At 61.8% G+C, this 21,375-nt stretch carries 21 protein-coding genes; 12 read left to right on the top strand and 9 right to left on the bottom strand.

Going from position 1 to position 21,375, the window contains the following annotated elements; genetic code table 11:
- Positions 1-7 precede the first annotated feature (7 nt).
- The 6 genes from KVH01_RS20765 (at position 8) to dctM (ending at position 6,570) form a co-directional block, all read left to right on the top strand.
- The gene (locus KVH01_RS20765) at positions 8-1,357 is read left to right on the top strand and encodes an MmgE/PrpD family protein (protein ID WP_217882714.1); all 1,350 of its coding nucleotides are present in this window, start codon (positions 8-10) and stop codon (positions 1,355-1,357) included.
- Between the two features lie 10 nt (positions 1,358-1,367).
- Positions 1,368-2,561, top strand: coding sequence for a CaiB/BaiF CoA transferase family protein (locus KVH01_RS20760; RefSeq protein ID WP_217882713.1), 1,194 nt, complete (start codon positions 1,368-1,370; stop codon positions 2,559-2,561).
- A 15-nt stretch (positions 2,562-2,576) separates the two neighbouring features.
- Entirely contained in the window at positions 2,577-3,392 is an 816-nt protein-coding gene (locus KVH01_RS20755; protein WP_217882712.1) for an HpcH/HpaI aldolase/citrate lyase family protein, read from the top strand.
- Positions 3,393-3,510: 118 nt separating this feature from the next.
- Positions 3,511-4,494 carry a TRAP transporter substrate-binding protein gene (locus tag KVH01_RS20750; protein ID WP_217882711.1) on the top strand — a complete coding sequence of 328 codons (984 nt, stop codon included), beginning with the start codon at positions 3,511-3,513 and terminating at the stop codon, positions 4,492-4,494.
- Positions 4,495-4,657: 163 nt separating this feature from the next.
- Positions 4,658-5,290: a TRAP transporter small permease gene (locus tag KVH01_RS20745; protein WP_217882710.1), complete on the top strand. Its 633-nt coding sequence runs from the start codon at positions 4,658-4,660 to the stop codon at positions 5,288-5,290.
- The gene (dctM, locus tag KVH01_RS20740; RefSeq protein ID WP_043051820.1) at positions 5,290-6,570 is read left to right on the top strand and encodes a C4-dicarboxylate TRAP transporter large permease protein DctM; all 1,281 of its coding nucleotides are present in this window, start codon (positions 5,290-5,292) and stop codon (positions 6,568-6,570) included. The genes KVH01_RS20745 and dctM overlap by 1 nt, the downstream gene beginning before the upstream one ends.
- Positions 6,571-6,688: 118 nt before the next feature.
- Here the strand turns inward: dctM and ampC are convergent, their stop codons facing one another.
- Positions 6,689-7,831, bottom strand: coding sequence for a class C beta-lactamase (ampC, locus tag KVH01_RS20735; protein ID WP_217882709.1), 1,143 nt, complete (start codon positions 7,829-7,831; stop codon positions 6,689-6,691).
- Between the two features lie 130 nt (positions 7,832-7,961).
- On the opposite strand from ampC, the gene KVH01_RS20730 reads away from it, so the two are divergent.
- On the top strand, positions 7,962-8,834 hold the full coding sequence (locus KVH01_RS20730) for a LysR family transcriptional regulator (RefSeq protein ID WP_217882708.1): 873 nt from the start codon (positions 7,962-7,964) through the stop codon (positions 8,832-8,834).
- Between the two features lie 152 nt (positions 8,835-8,986).
- Here the strand turns inward: KVH01_RS20730 and yghX are convergent, their stop codons facing one another.
- Genes yghX through KVH01_RS20715 form a run of 3 tightly spaced genes read right to left on the bottom strand, consistent with a single transcriptional unit; the run spans position 8,987 to position 11,354 of the window.
- Positions 8,987-9,874 carry a YghX family hydrolase gene (yghX, locus tag KVH01_RS20725; RefSeq protein WP_217882707.1) on the bottom strand — a complete coding sequence of 296 codons (888 nt, stop codon included), beginning with the start codon at positions 9,872-9,874 and terminating at the stop codon, positions 8,987-8,989.
- 43 nt (positions 9,875-9,917) lie between these two features.
- The gene (locus KVH01_RS20720) at positions 9,918-10,412 is read right to left on the bottom strand and encodes a PaaI family thioesterase (protein ID WP_217882706.1); all 495 of its coding nucleotides are present in this window, start codon (positions 10,410-10,412) and stop codon (positions 9,918-9,920) included.
- A 51-nt stretch (positions 10,413-10,463) separates the two neighbouring features.
- Positions 10,464-11,354 (bottom strand): DMT family transporter, encoded by an 891-nt coding sequence (locus KVH01_RS20715; RefSeq protein WP_217882705.1) that lies wholly within the window; start codon positions 11,352-11,354, stop codon positions 10,464-10,466.
- Between the two features lie 89 nt (positions 11,355-11,443).
- On the opposite strand from KVH01_RS20715, the gene KVH01_RS20710 reads away from it, so the two are divergent.
- On the top strand, positions 11,444-12,769 hold the full coding sequence (locus tag KVH01_RS20710; RefSeq protein ID WP_217882704.1) for an aminotransferase-like domain-containing protein: 1,326 nt from the start codon (positions 11,444-11,446) through the stop codon (positions 12,767-12,769).
- A 7-nt stretch (positions 12,770-12,776) separates the two neighbouring features.
- On the opposite strand, the gene KVH01_RS20705 is transcribed toward KVH01_RS20710, so the two are convergent.
- Positions 12,777-13,208 carry a nuclear transport factor 2 family protein gene (locus KVH01_RS20705; protein ID WP_217882703.1) on the bottom strand — a complete coding sequence of 144 codons (432 nt, stop codon included), beginning with the start codon at positions 13,206-13,208 and terminating at the stop codon, positions 12,777-12,779.
- A gap of 157 nt (positions 13,209-13,365) precedes the next feature.
- Here KVH01_RS20705 and KVH01_RS20700 point away from each other — a divergent pair, with 157 nt between their 5' ends.
- A complete protein-coding gene (locus KVH01_RS20700) occupies positions 13,366-13,581 on the top strand; it encodes a DUF6434 domain-containing protein (RefSeq protein WP_217882702.1) in 216 nt (71 codons plus the stop codon).
- A 134-nt stretch (positions 13,582-13,715) separates the two neighbouring features.
- On the opposite strand, the gene KVH01_RS20695 is transcribed toward KVH01_RS20700, so the two are convergent.
- The gene (locus KVH01_RS20695) at positions 13,716-15,425 is read right to left on the bottom strand and encodes an amidase (RefSeq protein ID WP_217882841.1); all 1,710 of its coding nucleotides are present in this window, start codon (positions 15,423-15,425) and stop codon (positions 13,716-13,718) included.
- Between the two features lie 192 nt (positions 15,426-15,617).
- Between KVH01_RS20695 and KVH01_RS20690 the strand changes: the two genes are divergently transcribed.
- Complete coding sequence (locus KVH01_RS20690) at positions 15,618-15,932, top strand: DUF2834 domain-containing protein (protein WP_043051789.1); 315 nt, start codon at positions 15,618-15,620, stop codon at positions 15,930-15,932.
- Positions 15,933-16,503: 571 nt separating this feature from the next.
- Here KVH01_RS20690 and KVH01_RS20685 read toward each other — a convergent pair.
- Entirely contained in the window at positions 16,504-17,715 is a 1,212-nt protein-coding gene (locus tag KVH01_RS20685) for an MFS transporter (RefSeq protein ID WP_217882701.1), read from the bottom strand.
- A gap of 144 nt (positions 17,716-17,859) precedes the next feature.
- On the opposite strand from KVH01_RS20685, the gene KVH01_RS20680 reads away from it, so the two are divergent.
- Complete coding sequence (locus KVH01_RS20680) at positions 17,860-18,633, top strand: AraC family transcriptional regulator (RefSeq protein ID WP_217882700.1); 774 nt, start codon at positions 17,860-17,862, stop codon at positions 18,631-18,633.
- On the opposite strand, the gene KVH01_RS20675 is transcribed toward KVH01_RS20680, so the two are convergent.
- Complete coding sequence (locus KVH01_RS20675) at positions 18,626-19,813, bottom strand: MFS transporter (protein WP_404822082.1); 1,188 nt, start codon at positions 19,811-19,813, stop codon at positions 18,626-18,628. The genes KVH01_RS20680 and KVH01_RS20675 overlap by 8 nt on opposite strands.
- Before the next feature lie 193 nt (positions 19,814-20,006).
- Here KVH01_RS20675 and KVH01_RS20670 point away from each other — a divergent pair, with 193 nt between their 5' ends.
- Positions 20,007-20,930, top strand: a complete 924-nt coding sequence (locus KVH01_RS20670) for an AraC family transcriptional regulator (RefSeq protein WP_217882699.1) — start codon at positions 20,007-20,009, stop codon at positions 20,928-20,930.
- Here KVH01_RS20670 and KVH01_RS20665 read toward each other — a convergent pair.
- The coding region (locus KVH01_RS20665) for a GAF domain-containing protein (protein WP_217882698.1) at positions 20,905-21,375 on the bottom strand (471 nt) is incomplete at its 5' end. The genes KVH01_RS20670 and KVH01_RS20665 overlap by 26 nt on opposite strands.

Raw genomic sequence — 21,375 nt, 5'->3', positions numbered from 1 at the left:
CCTGAGCATGCGTGATACCCAGGCCCTGTGCCGTTTTCTCGCCGATCTGACGTACCAACAGGTGCCCGAGCCGGTACTGGCGCGCATCGAAGAGCTGTATCTGGATTGGCTCGCTTCGGCGCTGGCCAGCCAGGGCGCCCATCCGATTCCACTGTTCGAACGTTATGCGCAGAAGATGGGGCCGAGCAGCGGAGCGGCCCAGGTGATCGTCAACGGCACCGGCACCAGCGCGTATTTTGCCGCGTTGGTCAACGCGGCCTCATCCCATCTGGTGGAGCAGGATGACCTGCACAACAGCTCGGTGCTGCACCCGGCCACGGTGGTGTTTCCTGCCGCTTTGGCCGCTGCCCAGGACCTCAACAAGTCAGGCCGCGAGTTGTTGTTGGCCTCGGTGGCCGGTTATGAGGCTGGGATTCGCATCGGTGAATTCATGGGGCGCTCCCACTATCGCATCTTTCACACCACGGCCACGGTCGGCACCCTGGCGGCGGCGGTCGCGGTGGGCAAGTTGCTCGATTTCAACCAGGAACAGTTCATCAACCTGCTCGGCAGCGCCGGCACCCAGGCGGCAGGGCTGTGGGAGTTCTTGCGCGATGCCGCCGACTCCAAGCAACTGCATACGGCCAAGGCCGCGGCGGACGGCTTGCTGGCGGCCTATCTCACCGCCGATGGCTTGACCGGCGCACGCAATATCCTGGAAGGCGACCAGGGCCTGGCGGCGGGCATGTCTACTGATGCCGAGCCCGGCAAATTATCCGCCGGCCTGGGCAGCCGTTGGGCGCTGGTGGAAACCTCGTTTAAATTCCACGCCTCCTGCCGCCACACCCACCCCGCCGCCGATGCGCTGTTGGCGGTGATGCAGCGCGAAGGCTTGAGCGCCCCACAGATTGCTCGGGTACAGACCCGCGTGCACCAAGGCGCCATCGATGTGCTCGGTCGAGTGACGGTGCCGACCACGGTGCACCAGGCCAAATTCTCCATGGGCACCGTGCTCGGCCTGATCGCCGTGCATGGCAAGGCGGGTTTGCCTGAGTTCCATGAACTGGCGTTGAACGACCCCGCCGTCGCGGCCTTTCGCGACAAGGTCAGCATGACCCTCGATCCGGAGGTCGATGCTGCCTACCCGCAACGCTGGCTGGGCCGCGTCACCGTCACCACCACCGATGGCCGCACGTTGCACGGCGCCATCGACGAGCCCAAGGGCGACCCAGGCAACAGCCTGAGTCGCGCCGAACTGGCGGACAAGTTCCAGCGCCTGACCCATTTCAGCGGTGCCCGCACACCGGCCCAGGCCAATGGCCTGATCGAGCAGGTGTGGAACCTGCGTCACACCGCGTCCATGGCCCATTGGCTTTGAGGGATTTGTCATGAGTAACCAACGACCGCTGGACGGCATTACCGTCGTCAGCCTGGAACACGCGATTGCCGCGCCATTCTGCACCCGCCAACTGGCCGATCTCGGCGCCCGGGTGATCAAGGTCGAGCGCCCCGGTGCCGGTGACTTTGCCCGGGGCTATGACGAGCGCGTGCGTGGCCTGGCGTCGCATTTCGTCTGGACCAACCGTTCAAAAGAGAGCCTGACCCTGGACCTCAAGCAGGACGAGGCGGGCGCCATTCTCGAGGCGTTGCTCGCCGATGCCGATGTGCTGGTGCAGAACCTGGCCCCCGGCGCGGCGGCGCGCATGGGCTTGTCGTTCGAGGCGCTGCATGAGCGTTTCCCGCGGCTGATCGTCTGTGATATTTCCGGCTACGGCGAAGGCGGGCCCTACGAGAAAAAGAAAGCCTACGACCTGTTGATCCAGAGTGAAGGCGGCTTTCTCTCGGTGACCGGTGGCCCGGGTGACGAGCAAATGGCCAAGGCCGGTTGCTCCATCGCCGATATCTCCGCCGGCATGTACGCCTACAGCGGCATCCTTTCGGCGCTGCTGCTGCGTGGCAAGACCGGCAAAGGCAGCCGCATCGACGTGAGCATGCTCGAAAGCCTGGTGGAGTGGATGGGTTACCCGATGTACTACGCCTTCGACGGCGCGCCACCGCCACCGCGTGCCGGCGCGGCGCATTCGACGATTTACCCCTACGGGCCGTTTCCCACCGGTGACGGCAGTACGGTGATGCTCGGGTTGCAGAACGAGCGTGAGTGGGCGGCGTTCTGCGACAAGGTATTGCTCACCCCTGCGCTGGCGACGGACGAACGTTTCAGCGCCAATTTCAAGCGTTCGGCCAACCGCGACGCGCTGCGCCAGATCATTGTCGCAAGCTTTGCCCAGTTGGACGCCGAGGCGCTGATCCAGCGCCTGGAGCACGCGCAGATCGCCAGCGCCCGGGTCAACGATATGCAAGGCGTGTGGGACCACCCGCAACTCAAGGCCCGTGACAGCTGGCGCGAAGTCGACAGCCCGGCCGGGCCGTTGCCGTCGCTGTTGCCACCGGCCCGCAATGCCGCGTTTACCCCACGCATGGATGGCGTGCCGGCTTTGGGACAACACAGCCAGGGCATCCTCGACCAGCTGGGTTATTGCGCCGACACCATCGACAGCCTGCGTGCACGCGGCGTTATCTAACCAGGAATTTCAGCGATGCCAAAGCCCCTAGTACGTTCAGCGTTATTTGTGCCGGGCAGCCGCCCGGAGCGGTTTGCCAAGGCCCTGGCCAGCGGCGCCGATGCGGTGATCGTGGATTTTGAAGACGCGGTGGAAGAACCGCTCAAACGCCAGGCCCGGGACAACCTGGGGGCGTTTTTGCACGCCCATCCCGGGGCCCAGGTGTGGGTGCGTATCAATGCGCCGGAGCACGCCGAGCATTTTGAGGATGTGGCGTTCTGCAAGGCCCATGCAAATGTCGCGGGTGTGCTGCTACCCAAGGTCGAGAGCGCAGCCCAGGTCGCCGTGGTGGCTGCCACCGGCAAACCCATCTGGCCGATCATCGAAAGCGCTCGCGGCTTGTTGGCCGTGGCCGACATTGCCCATGCTCCGCTGGTGCAGCGGCTGTCGTTCGGTGGCTTGGACCTGGCCCTGGACCTCAACCTGAGCAGCCATTCCCGCGCCGCTGAGTTTGCCCTCGACCAGGCGCGCCTGGCGTTGATCGTGCATTCACGCGCCGCCGGGCTGGTCGCACCGCTGGACGGCGTACACCCCGCCATCGACGACCCTGAGGGCCTGCGCCGCTCGATCCGGCATGCCTATGAAATGGGCTTTGCCGGGGCGTTGTGTATCCATCCCAAGCAGGTTCCGGTGATTCACCAGGCGCTGGCGCCCAGCGCCGAAGACCTGGCCTGGGCCAAGCGCGTGGTGGAGGCCGGTGCCCATGGGGCAGGGGCGTATCAGATTGATGGGCAGATGGTGGATGCGCCGGTGCTGTTGCGGGCACAAAGACTACTGGCTGCCCAACTCTAACTACCGTTAGGGGGAGTGTTCGGCCAGGCCGAACGCAGGTATCTAAAATTCGAAATTCTCAACACGCATCACATCAGGCACCTTGCCTGACAACACAACAATAAGAAGGTGATTTCCCATGCTCAAGTTTTCTCGGGCGCTGCTGTGCGCCGCCACCTTGTTTGCCGCAGGCCTGGCCCAGGCGGCGGACCCGATTGTGATCAAGTTTGCCCATGTGGTCGCCGAAAACACCCCCAAGGGCCAGGGCGCGCTGCTGTTCAAAAAACTCGCTGAAGAACGCCTGCCCGGCAAGGTCAAGGTCGAGGTGTACCCCAACTCATCGCTGTTCGGCGATGGCAAGGAAATGGAAGCGCTGTTGCTGGGCGATGTGCAGATGCTGGCGCCGTCCCTGGCCAAGTTCGAGCAGTACACCAAGCAAGTGCAGATCTACGACCTGCCGTTCCTGTTCAACGACCTGGCCGCGGTCGACCGTTTCCAGGCCGCCGAGGGCAAGCAGCTGCTGACCTCGATGCAGGACAAGAACATCCTCGGCCTGGCCTATTGGCACAACGGCCTCAAGCAGCTCTCCGCCAACAAGGCCTTGCATGAACCCAAGGACGCCCGTGGCCTGAAGTTCCGCGTGCAAGCCTCCAGCGTGCTCGAGGAACAGTTCAAGGCGATCCGTGCCAACCCACGCAAGATGAGCTTCGCCGAAGTCTATCAAGGGCTGCAGACCGGCACCGTGAATGGCACCGAGAACACCTGGTCGAACTATGAAAGCCAGAAGGTCAACGAGGTGCAGAAATACTTCACCGAATCCAACCACGGCCTGATTGACTACATGGTGATCACCAACGCCAAGTTCTGGAACGGCCTGCCGCCGGATATCCGCAGTACCCTTGCGCAGATCATGGCCGAGGTCACCGTCGAGGTAAACAAACAGGCCGAAGCGCTGAACCAGTCGGCCAAGCAGAAGATCATCGACGCCAAGACCAGTGAAATCATCGAACTGACTCCAGAGCAACGTTCCCTTTGGCGCGAGGCCATGCGCCCGGTGTGGCAGAAGTTCGAAGGCGAGATCGGGGCTGACCTGATCAAGGCGGCGGACGCTTCCAACCAGTAATCCCCAGGGTGTACTGAGATCCAATGTGGGAGGGGGCTTGCTCCCGATAGCGGTGGATCAGAGGCAGATCTGCAAGCTGACACACTGCTATCGGGAGCAAGCCCCCTCCCACATTTCGGGCAAGTTCCACCCTGGTATTTCATTTGCCTCGCGAGGTTTTGCCATGCAAACGCTAAGGCGCGTCTGGGAGCACCTGGAGGAAGGCTTTATTGCCTTCCTGCTCGCCGCCATGACCCTGGTGACATTCGTCTACGTCATGCTCAACAACATCTACACCCTGTTCTTCGCCCTGGCGGATAAATGGGCCTGGAGCAGCAATTTCTTCAACGCCCTGGGCGACGGCACCATGACCTGGGCCCAGGACATGACCTGGAGCGTGGCGTTGACCAAGGCCATGTTCGGCTGGCTGATTTTCTTCGGCATTTCCTACGGTGTACGCACCGCCGGCCACCTCGGCGTGGACGCGTTGGTCAGGCTGACCAAGCGCCCGGTGCAACGCCTGCTCGGCCTGCTCGCCTGCCTGTGCTGCCTGGCCTATGCCGGGTTGTTCATGGTGGCCAGCTACAAGTGGGTGAGCGCAGTGATGACCGCGCATATCGGCGCCGAAGACCTCGACCAGTTCGGCATCGATGTGGGCGACATCGTGGCGATCGTGCCCATCGGCTTTGCCTTGGTATTCATCCGCTACCTGGAAATTTTCTATCGCATCTTTACCCACCGCCAGGTCGGGTTGGGGCTGGCCGACGAGGCCGGTGAGGCCAGCAAGTTGGCCGGCAGCCATGAGGAGCGTCACTGATGGCCGTGCTCTGTCTGTTTCTGCTGTTGTTTGTGTTCATGTTCCTCGGCGTGCCGATTGCGATTTCCCTGGGGCTGTCCGGTGCGGTGTCGATTCTGATGTTCAGCCAGGACTCGGTGAGTTCCCTGGCGATCAAGCTGTTCGAGACCTCCGACGCCTACACCTTCCTGGCGATTCCGTTCTTCCTGCTGTCCGGCGCGTTCATGACCACCGGCGGCGTAGCCCAGCGGCTGATCGACTTCGCCAATGCCTGTGTCGGCCACATCCGTGGCGGCCTGGCGATTGCGGCGGTGCTGGCCTGCATGTTGTTTGCGGCGCTGTCCGGCTCGTCACCGGCCACGGTGGCGGCGGTGGGCTCGATTGCCGTGGCAGGCATGGTGCGTTCCGGTTATCCGAAGGAGTTTGGTGCGGGGATCATCTGCAACGCCGGGACCTTGGGGATCCTGATTCCGCCGTCGATTGTGATGGTGGTGTATTCGGCGGCGACCGAAACCTCGGTAGGCAAGCTGTTCATGGCCGGGGTGATCCCGGGACTGTTGCTGGGCCTGATGCTGATGATCGCGATCTACATCGTCGCACGCATCAAGAAATTGCCGGCGCAACCACGGGCGACGTTCCGCGAGTGGCTCAGTTGCGCCCGCCGGGCTTTCTGGGGCCTGTTGCTGTTGGTGATCATCCTCGGCGGCATCTATAGCGGCATGTTCACCCCCACCGAAGCGGCGGCGGTGGCGGCGGTGTATTCGGCGTTTGTGGCGCTGTTTATCTACAAGGACATGAAGCTGCGCGACTGCCCCAAGGTACTGCTGGAATCCGGGCGGTTGTCGATCATGCTGATGTTCATTATCGCCAACGCCATGCTGTTTGCCCATGTGCTGACCACTGAGCAGATTCCCCAGGAAATCACTGCGTGGGTGATCTCTGAAGGGCTGACGCCGATTGGTTTCCTGATCATGGTCAACGTGGTGCTGCTGATTGCCGGCAGCTTCATGGAGCCCTCGGCCATCGTGCTGATTCTGGCGCCGATCTTCTTCCCGATTGCGATGAAGCTGGGCATTGATCCGATTCACCTGGGCATCGTGATGGTGGTGAACATGGAAATCGGTCTGGTGCATCCACCGGTGGGGTTGAACCTGTTTGTGACCTCGGCGGTGACGGGGTTGACCCTGGGGCAAACCATTCGCGCGGCGATGCCGTGGCTGATGATCCTGTTGGTGTTCCTGATCATGGTCACTTATTTGCCGTTCATTTCCCTCGCACTGCCGCAGTGGCTCGGAATGTAAACGCAGTCAAAAATGTGGGAGGGGGCTTGCTCCCGATGAGGGAGTGTCAGTAATGCATCTGTAACTGAACCACCACCATCGGGAGCAAGCTCCCTCCCACAGGGTTTTGTGTTCGGTGTTATTTATCCAGCGCACTCAAGATCGCGTGCGCCACTTTCACCCGCTCGGCATTCGGGTAGTTGCGGTTCGCCAGGATCACCACGCCCATGTCCTTGCTTGGCACATACGCCACATACGCACCAAAGCCGCCAGTGGAGCCGGTCTTGTTGTACAGCACGTTGGCCGGTTGCGCCTGGGCCGGGCTCAGCCAGTTGACCTTGTGCGGCTCCATCGCCATCGGCGTGGAGTTGCCGTCGATCAAAGCTTGCAGGGTGATGGGGTAGGGGTAGCGTTCCCAACCCAGGCCCTGGGTCATGTCGTTGACCCTGTAGTAGCCGGCGTGAGTGGCAGCGATGGCTTGTTGCAGGGGCTGTTCCAGGGTCTGCGGGTGCATGTTGGCGATCACGTAGCGAGCCAGGTCCTGGCTGCTGGTCTTGATGCCGTAGGCTTCGCTGTCCAGGGCGCCGGGGCTCACGCGTACGGGATTTTGCTGCTTGTCATAGCCTTGGGCATATTGGCCGGCTTTGTCGGCACGCACGCGGACATAAGTGTTGGTCAAGCCCAGCTTGGGCAGCAGGGTCTTCTCCATCGCGACGTTGAATGGCTGGCCCAGGCTTTGCGCTGCCAGGTAGCCGAACAGGCCGATACTGGGGTTGGAATACAGACGCTGTTCACCCGGGGCATACGTGGGTTTCCAGTGCTGGAAGTAGCTGAGCATTGAGGCTGCACGGTCGGCGGCGTCCGGAAACTGCAGCGGCAGGCCTCCTGGGGTATAGGTCGCCAGTTGCAGCAGGCTGATGCGGTCAAACGCGCTGCCGGCCAGGGCGGGCAAGTGTTGGCTGGCCATATCCGACAGTTTGAGCTTGCCGGTGGCCTGGGCATAACCGCCGAGGGTGGCGGTGAAGGTTTTACTCACCGAGCCTATTTCGAACAGGGTGTCTTCGGTGACTGGGGCCTGGGTGTCCTTGGCGGCGACGCCGTAGTTAAAGTATTGCACCTTGCCCTGGTTGACGACGGCCACCGACAAGCCCGGGATAGCTTGCTGCTGCATCAAGGCTTTGACGTTGCTGTCCACGACCTGGCGTATATCGACGGCGGCCATGCAACTGCCAGACCCCAGAAATAACGCGGAAACCAGCAGTGTTTGTAAGTTGCGCTTCATGGTGACTCGCTTCCATGTAAAAGAGTGATGACGATCAGAACCTGCGCAGGCGTGGCAAATCTAGGTGGATTTCAGGACGCGGGCAAACGATGATATCTCGCACCAGCCATTAGAAAAATTGGGGTAAGCCTTGCTGCGTTCCCACTTGCCGCTCAATGCCCTGCGTGCCTTCGAAGCCTCGGCGCGCCATTTGAGCTTTACCCGTGCGGCCATTGAGCTGTGCGTGACCCAGGCGGCCGTCAGCCATCAGGTTAAAAGTCTCGAAGCCCAACTCAATGTTACGTTGTTCAAGCGCTTGCCTCGGGGCCTGATGCTCACCAGCGAAGGCGAAACCCTGCTGCCGGTGCTGCGTGATGCCTTTGATCGCATTGCCCTGACGTTGGGCCAGTTCGAGGGCGGGCATTACCGTGAAGTGCTGACGGTGGGGGCGGTCGGCACCTTTGCGGTGGGCTGGCTGTTGCCACGCCTGGCGGATTTCCACAGTCGCTACCCGTTTATCGACCTGCGCCTGTCCACCCACAACAACCGAGTGGATGTGGCCGCCGAAGGCCTTGACTACGCGATCCGCTTTGGCGCCGGCGCCTGGCACGGCACCGATGCATGCCCATTGCTGGAGGCGCCGTTGACGGTGTTGTGCGTACCGCAGATTGCCGAGCAACTGCACAGTCCGGCGGACCTGTTGAAGCATACCTTGCTGCGCTCCTACCGTGCCGATGAGTGGAGCCTGTGGTTCCAGGCCGCCGGTTTGCCCATCGATACGCGGGTGCCGCGCAGTATCGTGTTCGACTCCTCGCTGGCGATGATGGAAGCCGCCCTGCAAGGCAGCGGCGTGGCGCTGGCGCCGGCGCTGATGTTTTCGCGACAGCTGGAGAGCGATGTGTTCCGCCAGCCGTTCCAGGTAGGAATTACGACTGGCAGCTATTGGTTGACCCGTTTGCAGTCGCGCAATGAGACACCGGCGATGCTTGCGTTCAAAGGATGGTTGCAGACCAGTGCTGCCTGATGTGGGAGAGGGATCGCCCTCTGTAGGAGCGAGCTGGCTCGCGAAAAACGTCAACGATAACGCGTGTTTCCTGAATCAACGCGGTGTCTGTGAGTTTTTCGCGAGCAAGCTCGCTCCTACAAAAGCCTTAACTGATCGGCATTAGAGTGCTGTCAGGCGAGGTATTTGTGGAACCATCCCAGGGTACGCTCCCAGGCGAGGTTTGCTGCTGCTTCGTCATAGCGTGGTGTCGAATCGTTGTGAAAGCCGTGGTTGGCACCTTTGTAGATAAACGCTTCATAGGTGGTGCCGGCGGCTTTCAATGCCTGCTCATACGCCGGCCAGCCCTCATTGATTCGCGTATCCAGCTCACCGTAATGCAGCATGATCGGCGCCTTGATGCGCGGTACATCCTTGGCATCGGGTTGGCGCCCGTAGAACGACACCGCCGCGCCCAGTTCCGGGTAGGCCACCGCCGCCGCATTGGTCACGCCACCGCCATAACAGAAACCAGTGATGCCGACCTTGCCGGTACTGCTGTCGTGGTGCATCAGCCATTCGATGGCGGCGAAGAAGTCATTCATCAGTTTGGTCGGGTCGACGGTCTGTTGCAGTGCCACGCCTTTTTCGTCGTTGCCGGGGTAGCCACCCACCGAAGTCAGGCCGTCCGGTGCCAAGGCGATAAAGCCGGCCTTGGCCAGGCGCCGCGCAACGTCTTCGATATAGGGGTTCAGGCCCCGGTTTTCATGTACCACCACCACGGCGGGCAGCTTGCCTGCGGTCTTGGCCGGGCGTACCAGGTAGCCGCGCACCGTGCCGTTGCCCTTGGGCGACGGGTAGGTGATGTAGTCGGCGACGATGTCCGGGTCGGTGAATTTCACTTGTTCGGCCAGGGCGTAGTTGGGGCTCAGGGCTGCCAGCAGCGCCGAAGCGGTGATGCCGCCGAAGGTGAACAGCGCCGCACGGTCGAGAAATTCGCGGCGGTTGAGCTTGCCGTGGGCGTAGCCGTCGTAGAGCTCCAGCAGTTCGGGGGCAAAGTCCTTGGCGGTGAGACGGGTCATTGTGCAGTCCTCGGTCAGCGGTCGCATTCACTGTAGACCAGGATCAAGCCTCGCGGCCATGGGCGGTCGCGGCCAGTTGGCCGGTGTCGACGCGCACGAACACCGAGTCGCCGATAGCGGTGAGTACATCGCCGGCATATACCTCGCAAACCACGCGGCTTTTGCGTCCGACCTCGCCTTCGACCCGGGCACGCAGGGTCAGGGGTGTTCCCATGGGAGTGGGCTTGATGAACTTGATGCCCAGGTTGCCGGTGACGCAATCGATGCGCGGCAGGCTGCCGGGTTCACGTTGCTCGGCACGGTAGTGGTAGGCCATGGCGGTCCAGTTGGAATGGCAGTCCACCAACATGGCGATCAGGCCACCGTAGACCAGGTCTGGCCAGCCGCTGTATTTGGCCTCGGGCTGATGCTCGGAGATGACGTGCACGCCATCGTCGGCCCATCGGCTCTTGATGTGCAGGCCGTGGGGGTTGCTGCTGCCGCAGCCGTAGCAGATGCCTTCAGGCGCGGTAGTGTCCTGCAGAGATGCGCTGTGCATGTAGAGTCCTTGTTGTTCTTGGGGCGACGCCTCTGTTTAGCAGGCTGCGCGTCAGCGAGCAAACTTCTTCGCCCCGGCCACGCAGCCGATCACTGCCACCGTCACCAGCACCATGCCCAGGCTGACCTGTTCGTGCAGCAGGCCCGCCGCCAGCCCCAGGCCGAAGAAAGGTTGCAGCAGCTGCAACTGGCCGACCGAAGCAATACCGCCCTGTGCCAGGCCGCGATACCAGAACACAAAGCCGATCAACATGCTGAACAGTGACACGTACCCCAGGCTCAGCCACGCCGGCAGGCTGATGCCGTGGAAGGTCGAAGGCGCCAGCAGCAGGCTCAGCGGCGCCACCACCGGCAGCGACACCACCAACGCCCAGCAGATCACCTGCCAGCCGCCGAGGCTGCGCGACAGTTTGGCGCCTTCGGCATAACCCAGGCCGCATACCAGCACTGCCAACAGCATCAATAAGTCGCCCGCAGGGGCGGCGCTCAAGCCTTGGGCCAAGGCATAGCCCATCACCAACAGGCTGCCCAGGATCGAAAACAACCAGAACACCGGCCTGGGCCGCTCCCCGCCACGCAGCACGCCGAACACCGCCGTGGCCAGTGGCAGCAGGCCGATGAAGACGATGGAGTGGGCCGAGGTCACGTATTGCAGGGCCAGGGCCGTCAGCAGTGGGAAGCCGATCACCACGCCCAGGGCGACGATGATCAGCGGTGCCCATTGCTGGCGAGCAGGGCGTTTCTCCTTGAACAGCCACAACAGGCCTATGCCCAGCAAGGCGGCGAGGGTCGCGCGGATCATGGTCAGGAATACCGGGTCGAATTCCATCACCGCCAGGCGCGTGGCCGGCAGCGATCCGCTGAAAATCACCACGCCGATAAAACCGTTGATCCAGCCCTGGGTACTGCTGTCCAGGGTGCGGAGAGGGAAGGTACGTTCCATGAGGGTCTGTCCAAAAAAGGGAGGTTGCGTATCGGCTATCCTAGGGTCGAAGATTAGGGCAATCAAAAAATTGTCATGGATACAGTTCTATGCCCCGTGCCCGCTACAAGTCGCTGGTCGATACCTTCGCCGAGGCCATTCGCAGCGGCCGGATGTCACCCGGTACGCGCCTGCCCACCCACCGACAATTGGCCGCCGAGCATGGTTTGGCGCTGGTCACTGCCAGCCGGGTGTACAGCGAGTTGGAAGCCATGGGCCTGGTCAGTGGCGAGACCGGGCGTGGCACCTTCGTGCGCGAGATTGCGTTGCCGCCGGGGCAGGGCAGTGGGCAGATGACGGTGGCGGCGGGCCTGCTGGATCTGAACTTCAACTACCCGTCCTTGCCGGGCCAGGCCGAACTGTTGCGCACGGCGTTGCGTCAACTGGCGCTTTCCGGCGACCTGGAGGCGCTGCTGCGTTACCAGCCCCATGCCGGGCGTGTGCATGAGCGCGCCGCTGTGGCGCGACACTTGTTGAACCGAGGGCTGGTGGTGGATGCCGAGCAAGTGCTGGTGGTCAGCGGCGCCCAGCATGGCTTGGCGGTGACCCTGATGGCGTTGCTCAAGCCTGGGGATGTGATCGCGGTGGATGCGCTGACCTACTCAGGCTTCAAGGTGCTGGCTGAAACCCTGCATCTGGAAATTGTCGCCATCCCGGTCACCGCCAGCGGCCCGGACCTGGATCACCTGCACAACCTGTGTCGCAGGCGTCCGGTACGTGCGGTGTACAGCATGCCGACCCTGCATAACCCGCTGGGCTGGGTGCTGAGCGTGGAACAGCGCGAGCGCTTGGTGGCAGTTGCACGGCAGCACAACCTGATGATCATCGAAGATGGCGCCTACGCGTTTCTCGCCGAGGACGCACCCGCGCCGTTGGCAACGCTGGCCCCGGAGCGCACGGTGTATATCGGCGGGTTGTCCAAGAGCGTTGCCACCGGTTTGCGCGTTGGTTTTATCGCTGCGCCGTCGGCCTGGGTGAACACGTTGGAACGCACGATCATGGCCACCACCTGGAACGTACCGGGGGTAATGAGTGCGATTGCGGTGGCTTGGCTCGAAGACGGTACGGTGGCGCAACTGGAAGCGCAAAAGCGCGAAGATGCCCAGGCCCGCCAGGTGTTGGCGGCGCAGGTGCTGGCGGGGGTGAGGTATATCAGCCATCCGTCATCGTATTTTTTGTGGTTGCCACTGGCGGAGGATGCGCGCGCCGATCAAGTGGCCATGACCTTGCAGCGCGACGGCGTCTGCGTCTCCACCGCCGAGCCTTTCGCGGTCTCGGCCCAGGTGCCCCACGCACTGCGCCTGGCCCTTGGCTCGGTGTCGATGGGGCAGTTGCGTGAAGCCCTGGAGAAGGTGCGCAAGGTGGTGGCGTGGTGACCTGTCCTCAGTATTTGTAAGCCTGGCGCCCGATCAGCAGCCATTTGCCGTGTTGCTTCTGCCAGACCTGGAAGTTGTCGATGTCGGTGGGTGTATCCACGCCACTGTTCACCGCCAAGGCGTGGAAGTGGTTGCGCACCAGGGCGGTATCGCCACTGAGGGTAATGGTCTGGTTTTGCATCTCCAGGGTCTTGAAGGCGCTGGTATGGGATTCCAGATCGGCGATGAATTGCGCCTTGTTCTGCACCTTGCCGCTGGAGTGGCCATAAGTGAGCTTATCAGACGTCAACGCGTCAAGCTGCTTGAGGTCCAGGTGCAGCATGGCTTGGGTCAATTGATCGACTGCCTGGGCCACGTCCTTTTCTGCGGTAGCAGGCGCGGCGGCGACATAGCCGCAGAACAGGCACAGAAAACCGATCAGCACTTTGAGCTTGGGCATGGGTGTTTCCTTGTTTTTGTTGGGGTGGACACGACGAGGTATGTCGTCGTACAACCATGCATTAGTTTCGACGGGGAAGGAAAGTGAAATTTTGCAGCGGTGTGATGTGATTAGAGGTTAGGGTGGGTAAACACGCCTCCATAAGCCAAGGTGCAAAATGGATTTTGACTGGCATAGCGACCGTCTCACCCGCGCTACACCCGTGACTCCAAACTACAAAAACACTCAGAACGTCCGCCGTTTCATGCTTGAGCAGTGCGGGCCGACGTTCAAGTTCAACCGTCCATTCATGGCATGGATACGCAATGGCGCCCCCAAGACTATGGGCGATGTGGTGGACGAGTGGCGGCGTCGCGAGGCTCCGCGCTCCTGAGCCACGGTGCTTGATGTGAAAATACGCTCAAAATGTGAGAGGGGGCTTGCTCCCGATAGCGGTGTGTCAGTACCCGATGTGCTGACTGAACTGCCGCTATCGGGAGCAAGCCCCCTCCCACAGTTGAATTGCGTTTAGCTGGCTGCCAATGGTGGCGTACGCGGCGGGATCATCCGTTTACTGCCGGTGGCTTCGAACGCCGAGGCAAAGCGCAGCAGTGCCGAATCGTCATAGGCCCGCCCGGCAAACGTCAGCCCTACCGGCATGCCGATATCCGCCATTACGCCCATCGGCACGGTGACGGTGGGCACACCCAGGTGGCGAATTGCGAGGTTGCCGTTGGCTACCCACACGCCGTTGCTCCAGGCGATGTCGGCAGACGCTTCGTTCACATCGGCATCCGCCGGGCCCACATCGGCCACGGTCGGGAACAGCACGGCGTCGAGGCCGAGGTTGTCCATCCAGTCTTCCAGGTCGATGCGCCGGGTTTGCTCAAGGCCACGCAGGCCGTCGGGCAGGGTGCCGATCTGGTCCCATGGGGTGATGCCGCGTTGCGCCATGCGCACGTATTCGTCCATGCCGGCGGCCAGGTCGTCTTCTCGGTTGGGCAGGGTGCCGGGGTCGTGGGGGAAGATCTTCGGCCCGTCCACATCGGCCAGGCGGTTCAGGCTCGGGTCACCGTTGGCGCGCAGGAAATCATCGAAAGCCCAGGCCGACAGTTCCCACAGTTCGTCGTGGAGGAATTCCTTGGAAACCAGGCCACGGGTAAACACCGTCGGTGCACCGGGGCGGTCGCCTTCGCAGTTGGAAACCAGCGGGAAATCCACTTCGATCACTTCGGCACCCGCCGCTTCCAATGCCTGGCGCGCGGCTTGCCACAACTCGATCACCGTGGCACGGGTGTGGATCTTTTGCCCGGTCGGCCCGCCGATACCGGGTTTTTCGCTGGTGCCAGCATCCGGGTCGGCGTTGATGTACATGCGCGGCACGCCAAAGCGTTTGCCGGCCAGGCTCTCGCTACTGGCCGCCAGCGCAATGTACGAGGCCGGGCGCACCGAGGTGACGCCAGGGATCGGCACCCAGGGCTGCAGGCGCCACAGGTCGCCGCGCTTGTCAGGGTCTTCGGCCACCACCACATCGAGCACTTCGAGCAGGTCGGCCATGGTGCGTGCATAGGGCACTACCACGTCCATGGTCGGGGTCAACGGCCAATTGCCGCGCACCGAAATCACGCCACGGGAGGGCGTGTAGGCACACAGGCCATTGTTGGAGGCCGGGCCGCGACCGCTCGACCAGGTTTCCTCGGCCAGGCCAAACGCCGCGAAGCTGGCGGCAGTGGCGGTGCCGGCACCATTGGAGGAGCCGGAGGCAAACGGCGCGGTGAGGTAGTCGGCGTTGTAGGGGCTTTCGGCGCGGCCATACACGCCACGCTGCATGCCGCCATTGGCCATCGGCGGCATGTTGGTCTTGCCCAGGCAGATGGCGCCGCCGGCACGCAGGCGCTCGATGGTGAAGGCGTCACGCTGGGCGACCAGCTTGGCAAACGCGGGGCTGCCGGACGCAGCCGTCAGGCCCTTGACCAGATAGCTGTCCTTGGCGGTGTAGGGAATGCCATCCAGCGGCCCCAGGGTCTGGCCCTTGGCACGGCGTGCGTCAGAGGCCTCGGCTTCCTTGAGGGCGTCGGGGTTGCGTACCACCACGGCATTCAGTGCGGTGGCGGTGTGCGGGCCATCGTAGGCATCGATCCGCGAAAGGTACGCCTGGACCAGTTCAACTGCCGTGGTCTGACCGGCTTCCAGCGCAGCGCGCAATTGGGCAATGGAGACTTCAGTAACTTGCATCAGGTTTTTTTCGCCGCCTTCAAGTGGGGGTATGGCGGCAGTCTACGTACAGATATTTCACAAAACCAGCGTGGCATGCTCCGGGTAGGCGGCGTGCATGATTGGCCAGATGAGCACGTCAACGCGATTGCGAGCGGCGGGCCTTTGTCGCTAAGGTGGCCGCGATGACGACCATTGCACTTCAAGGAAGAGACCATGCACAGACCCTATATCGCCCTGGCTGCCTTGCTGGGATTTACCCTCTACACGGTGGGGACGATGCTCACGGCCGAGCAATCGCTGTTGGCGTTTGGACGGGAACTGATGTCGCGGCCCGATACGGCGCAGGTGGTGATCGACCTGTATCTGATGGCGGTGCTGGCGTGTGTGTGGATGTACCGCGACGCGCGTGGGCGAGGGCGGTCGCTGGCGTCGGTGTTGCCGTACTTTTTGTTGACGGCGGTGTTTGTGTCGGTGGGGCCGTTGCTTTACATCGTGGTCAATGGGTTTTCCCGTCGGCCACGTAACTGAGCTGATGTGGCGGTTCGTTATGACCTGTGGTGGGACTTATTATGTGGGAGGGGGCTTGCTCCCGATGGCGGCCTGACTGCCGACCGGAATGTTGGATTGGTTCGAGTACATATCCATTGTTTAGGTAACGGCCACTATTGGTTCCGCCCTTATGGCGGGTCACTTTCGAAAAGCGCGAAAGTAACCAAAGCGCTCTTGCCCCACCACTCGGCACCTCGCTTAGGCTCGGTGTGCCCGTAATCCGCCATGGATTTGGGGGGCCGCCTGAGATCAAAAGCAGATCAAGATCAAGAGCGGCTCGCTCCGCATCGTGGTTACTGGTGGTCGCTACGGCGGAGTTGTGTAGATACCCATGCTCTTCGGGGCAAGCCCTAATGCCAGTCAGTTAAGGCTTTTTTGTAGGAGCGAGCTTGCTCGCGAAAAACGTCAACGATAACGCGCGTTTGCTGAATGAACGCGGCGCCTGTAAGTTTTTCGCGAGCAAGCTCGCTCCTGCAGAAGGCGATGATCGCTTAACTGACTGGCATTAGGGCAAGCCCCCTCCCACATTTGGATTGGGTGCACCCAGCGATCACACCCCCTTGGTCGAAGGCAGCAATATCGTCAGGATGCCCACCAACGGCAGGAACGAACACAACTTGTAGACATACTCGATCCCATGATGGTCGGCGAGCATGCCGAGCAGCGCCGCACCGATCCCGCTGAAACCGAACATCAGGCCGAAGAATATCCCGGCGATCATGCCCACATTGCCGGGCACCAGCTCCTGGGCGAATACCACGATGGCCGAGAACGCCGAGGCGATGACGAAGCCGATGACCACGCTGAGCACGGCGGTCCAGAACAGGTCGACGTAGGGCAGGGCGAGGGTGAACGGCGCGGCGCCGAGGATCGAGAACCAGATGACTTTCTTGCGGCCGATCTTGTCGCCGATCGGGCCACCGGCGAAGGTGCCGACCGCCACGGCGCCGAGGAACAGGAACAGGTACATCTGCGAGCTGGAAACCGACAGCTGGAACTTCTCAATCAGGTAGAAGGTGAAGTAGCTGGTCAGGCTGGTCATGTACCAGTATTTGGAGAACACCAGCACGGCCAGGACCACCAGGGCAAAGGTCACGCGTCCTTTGGACAGGCCATGGGTTGCCTGGCTGCCTTGCTTGAGCTTGAACAGGTTGAGGTGGTGGCGGTACCAACGGCTCAAGCCGTACAGCACCAGGATCGCGAACACCGCGAACAGGCCGAACCAGGCGATATGGCTTTGGCCGTAGGGAATGATGATGGCCGCCGCCAGCAGCGGGCCGAAGGCGCTGCCGGTGTTGCCGCCGACCTGGAAGGTCGATTGCGCCAGGCCATAGCGGCCACCGGAGGCCAGGCGGGCGACGCGAGAGGTTTCCGGGTGGAAGGTCGACGAGCCGACGCCCACCAGCCCTGCCGCGAGCAGAATCGCCGGGAAGCTGCCGACAAACGCCAGCATCAAAATACCGATCAAGGTGCACACCATGCCCGCCGGCAGCAGCCAGGGTTTGGGGTGACGGTCGGTGTGATAGCCGATCCAGGGTTGCAGCAGGGATGCGGTCAACTGGAAGGTCAGGGTGATCAGGCCGACCTGGGTGAAGCTCAGGCCGTAGTTGGCCTTGAGCATCGGGTAGACCGACGGCAGCACGGCCTGGATCAGGTCATTGATCATATGCGCCAGGGCACAGGCGCCGAGGACGCGCATAACCAGGGGGCTTATCTGGGGCGTGGCTGTGGCAGCGGCGGGTGTCGCGGTGAGACTCGACATGCAGGCATTCCATACAAGGCAGCAAACAGGGGCAGACAGGACTTTAGCTGGCAGCCATTTCTAATTGTTTCGAAAGCTATGCTAGATTCGAAGAAAAAGCCTGTCTCGCGCAATTCGGGCAGAAACCATCGCAAAAAGGGCAAAATGATCAGATCACTGGATAAATTTCTTCGGGATATCGATGAGGGCGACTGGGCTGTCATCAGCTCGGCCACCGATTATCCGGAAAACTGGGTGATCCCTGAACACAGCCACAACAAGCATCAACTGCTGTATGCCATAGGTGGCGTGATGGTGGTGTATTCGGCCCTGCGGCAATGGACGGTACCGCCCAATCGTGGCTTTTGGATGCCCTGTGGTCAAGTTCACTCATTGCGCTGCGTGGGCACATTGAAGATGCGCAGCGTGTTCGTGCGCCCGGACAGCTTCCCGAACCTGCCGGCCGAGCCGAAGACGGTGACGGTTTCCCCATTGCTGAGCGAGCTGATCAAGGCCTCGGTCAGCCTGAAACCGCCCTATGCCGAGGACTCACGCGATGCCCGGATCATGCACCTGATCCTCGACGAACTGGCCAACCTACCCGCCTTGCCACTGTCCCTGCCACAACCTGCCGACCCGCGCCTGAGCCAGATCTGCCTGGCGTTGCAGAACGAACCGGGAGATGCCTCCACCGTTGCACACTGGAGTGCGCGCCTGGGGCTGGACCAAACCACCATCCAGCGCCTGTTCCGCAGGGAAACCGGCATGACCTTCGGCCAATGGCGCCAGCAGGCGCGGCTGCTGCTGGCGCTGGAGCGCATTGCGGTGGGGGAGAAGATTATCGATGTGGCGTTTGAACTGGGGTATGAGAGCCCGAGTGCGTTTACCAGTATGTTCAAGAAGCAGTTTGGCAGAACGCCGAGCCAGTTTTTCAGATAACGCCTTTGATAACGTGCATGCGCGCTGGGCGGCGTGAGGCCAGGCAGGCCAGCAGCGTGGCGACTATCAGCAATCCAGCGCTCAGTTCAAAGGTAGCCTGGTAGCCGCTCAGGTCGAACGCCACGCCACCGACGGTGGCGCCGGCTGCAATCGCCAATTGAATGATGGCGACCATCAATCCGCCTCCGGCCTCGGCGTCGTCGGGCAAGGTTTTTGCCAGCCAGGTCCACCAGCCTACGGGCGCGGCGGTTGCTACCAGACCCCAACTGCCCAGCAGCAGCGTAGTCATCAGCGTTGAACTGCCGAATGCCACCAGCGCCAGGGCGATGCCTGCCATGATCAATGGAATGGCAATCAGCGTCGGGTAAAGGTTGTGCTTCAGGAGACGGTCAATCAAGAACGTGCCCGTCAGACCTGCCAGACCGAGCACCAGCAGTATCAACGACAACGTGGACACCCCGACCCGCGTGACACTTTCCAGGAACGGGCGCAGGTAGGTGAACAACATGAACTGGCCCATGAAGAACACGCTGACGGCGAGCATGCCCAGGGCCACCGTAGAATTTTTCATCAGGCGCAATGCGTTGCCGGTTTTCGCTTTGCCGGTGGGCTTCAACGCTGGCAGGCTGACCAGCAGCCACACCAGTGCAATCACAGCCACTGGCACCACGCAGAAAAATGCTCCGCGCCAGCCGATTATGCCGCCCAGAAAGCTGCCCAGCGGCGCCGCAATTACCGTCGCCAGGGCGTTGCCGCCGTTGACGATGGCCAAGGCTCGCGGTACTTGGCCCGGCGGCACCAGGCGCATGGCCGTGGCTGCAGACAGCGACCAGAAGCCGCCAATCGCCACGCCGATCAAGCCACGGCCGAGCATGAACACCCAGTATGTGGGCGCGAGCGCCACCACCGTGCCGGAGATAATCATCAGCAGCGTCAGCGCCATCAATAGGCGCTTGCGATCCACCCGTGCAGCAATCGACGCGATCACCAGGCTGGTGAGCAGGGCAAACACACCCGATACGGAAATGCCCTGGCCGGCCTGGCCTTCGCTGATGTGCAAGTCGGCGGCCAAGGGCGTCAGCAGGCTGACGGGCATGAATTCGGAGGCGACCAGTGCGAACGCCGCAAGCGACATCGCCAGCACTGCGCCCCAACGTTGCGGTTCGCAGGCGTTGGACATCATTGCAAAAGGCTCAGCAGGTGTTTCATAGGAATGTTCCTTGGCGAGGTATCGGTCCATTTTCCCCAGGCAGGCAAGGCTTCTGTAGTGCGTTTCAGCGGATTACTTGCCTGATCCTCTGAGTTTCAGCCATTTGCGGCGACGCCCTGGATGTACGCAGGTAAAGTTGCATGAAGAATTGCAAGGGCCTGCCATGACCAACACTCAATCGCTGCTGGATGCGCTGATTCAGTCCATTGATTCGCGCACCCCGGCGCCCGGTGACTATTCGATGTCGATTGCCGGGCTGGGGTTTTATCGGCGTGACCAACCTGCTGCGCCGGTGGTATGCATGGTCGAACCGTGCATCGTGCTGGTGGTGCAGGGCGAGAAGCAGTTGTGGGTCGGCGGTGAGGGCTACCCCTACGACGCCTCCCGCTTCCTGGTGACATCGCTGGACATTCCGGCCAATTCGCAAGTGCTGGTTGCCAGCCCCGAGCAACCCTGCCTGGGGCTGACGTTCAAACTGGACCTGCGCATGCTGGCCGAGCTGATTGCCCAGGGTGATCTGCCGCCGACCCGTGAACGGACAATGATGAAGGGCGTTGGTATCGGCTCGGTGACTGGCGGCATGCTGGCTGGCTTCGCGCGTCTGATGGCGCTGCTGGACGAGCCCGAAGCGATACCGGTGCTTGCGCCGCTGATCCAGCGCGAGATTCATTACCGCCTATTGAAAAGCGATCAGGCCGCTCGCCTGCGCCAGATCTGCTCGGTGGACGGGCAGGGCTATCGCATTGCCAAGGCCATCGATTGGCTGAAATTGAATTTTGCCGCCGCACTGCGTGTGGAAGAATTGGCAGCCCGCGTGCAGATGAGCGCGGCAACCTTTCATCATCATTTCCGGCAATTGACCGCAATGAGTCCTTTGCAATACCAGAAATGGCTGCGCTTGAACGAGGCGCGACGCTTGATGTTGAACGAGCACCGGGACGTGTCCAGCGCCGCGTTCAAAGTGGGCTATGAGAGCCCGTCACAGTTCAGCCGTGAGTACAGTCGGCTGTTTGGCTTGGCGCCCAAGCGCGATATCGCCTTGTTACGGGGCAGGTCGGATGTCAGTGATCCGCCGGGCTCAGATTAGCGTAGAAAATGCAGCCGATAAGCCGCGCAAACAGGCTCAGGGTCTCGGGCAGATTGGGGTCGTCGAACAGCATCGCCCGCGAATCCAGCGCACACAGCGCTCCGAACAGGCGCCCATCGGGCAGAAAGATCGGCGCGCCGGCATAGCTTTCGATGGCGTATTGCTTGACCACTGGGCGCGCCGCAAAGCGCCCGTTCTGGCTTATCTGCGGGATGAACAAGGCCTGGGGGTTGATGCAGAGCTCACTGCATAGGGTGGTTTCCAGGTCAAGTACATCGTCGACATTGATGCCCATTTGCAGAGGGTCGTAGGCCGAGCAGACCACCCATTCCAGGTCAGTAAATTTGGCGATGCCGGCAAATCTCATGCCGGTCAAGCGCGTGACCAGCTTGAGGATGTTGGTTGTGGCTTCGATTTCGGCGATAGCGGCGCGTTCGTCTGCGCT

It is taken from the genome of Pseudomonas khavaziana, assembly GCF_019145205.1.
In the GTDB taxonomy this organism is placed as follows: Bacteria; Pseudomonadota; Gammaproteobacteria; order Pseudomonadales; family Pseudomonadaceae; genus Aquipseudomonas; species Aquipseudomonas khavaziana.
The sequence above is the reverse complement of the archived record's forward strand: the minus strand, read 5'-3'. Positions and strand labels throughout refer to the sequence as shown.